Annotated in this window: 1 protein-coding gene and 1 pseudogene; both read right to left on the bottom strand. The window is 71.8% G+C overall.

What is annotated here, in order from left to right; genetic code table 11:
• The coding region (locus ACLN58_RS22400) for a hypothetical protein (RefSeq protein WP_415857407.1) at nucleotides 1-657 on the bottom strand (657 nt) is incomplete at its 3' end.
• A gap of 122 nt (nucleotides 658-779) precedes the next feature.
• Nucleotides 780-1,187, bottom strand: a pseudogene (locus ACLN58_RS22395) (hypothetical protein); the annotation flags it as partial.

The following is a 1,187-nucleotide window of genomic DNA, read 5'->3' as shown; positions in this document are numbered from 1 at the left end:
CTGGGCTGGGGTTGCGATGCCGGTGCCGGGGGCGCCGGCGGGCATCGCGGTCAGGGTCCCACACAGGGCCGGTGAGGTCGCCGCGAGGGGAAGGGAGGGCACGAGGTCGCTGGGCTCGTTCTGGGCCGCGGCGGGCAGGGTTGCGGGGTCGAGGCCGTGGACGACGACGACGGCGGTGCCGGACTTGAGCGAGGCCAGGGTCTTGTCGTCCAGGGTGATGGTGCGCTGGTAGGTGAAGGAGGAACCCATCCCGGCCACGGACAGGTCGGTGCCTGCGGCAGGGCTGGTGTCCCCGCTGGTCGAGAGGGTGGTGCCGATGCCGCCGTAGAACGGGGCGCCCTCGGTGGTGCTGATCACGCCGTCGCCGCTGGTGTCAGCGGAGGGGCCGGGGCAGGTGCCCTTGGCGCCGATGTGGATGTGCTGGACGTGCGGGTAGGGCTTGCCGTTGAACGTCGCGGCCAGGCCGGTGACCTTCTCCGTCACGGTGGCCTGGTTCCCGTTCAGGGTGATCATCGCGGTGCCGGAGGCATTGGATCCGTTGATGGAGGCCAGGTTCGCCTGGAACGTGGTGCCGTCAGCGGCCAGGGCCGGGCCCGTGGACAGGGCCAGTGCCCCGAGGGCGAGGGCCGGGGCGAATAGGAGTGCAGACTTCTTCATGACCGTGTTCTCCTCTGAATGCTCGTTCTGCGTCCCCGGATGCCCGAGGCGCCGGTCGCCGGGCCCAGGAGCAGTCCGACATGGAGCATTCGGCGCCGGGCGGCTCCCGGATTGGTTCGGCTTCATTCGCTCCAGCAGGCCAGCACGTCGGTGGCGATCTGGTAGGCCAGGGAAGGCCGCGAGATCCCCTCGGGCCCGACCGGCTCTCCCATTCCCGTGGCGTCCACGGTCAGGGTGAAGCTGTCCTTGGCGAAGACCACGGTACCCGTGCGGCTCTGGTAGCCCGGCAGGCCCAGGTTCGCGAGCCCCTCAATCGGGGCCGCCCCCACTGCCCGCGCGGCGTCCCGGGTCCAGGCGCGGGCGGCGGCCGGGTCCGCAGACTCCCGCACCGAGAGCACCAGGGACCCGCCGGGGAGGTGATAGGTGCAGGTGTACAGGCCGTCTGCCCACCTCGGGGCCGGTGCCGGGGCCGCGGCCAGGGCCAGGATCTGGGCGATCCTGGCCCTGATCTCCTGCCCGCACACCATCGC

The organism is Sinomonas sp. G460-2 (assembly GCF_047759905.1).
GTDB lineage: Bacteria > Actinomycetota > Actinomycetes > Actinomycetales > Micrococcaceae > Sinomonas.
This window is presented reverse-complemented; position numbering and strand designations above follow the sequence as displayed.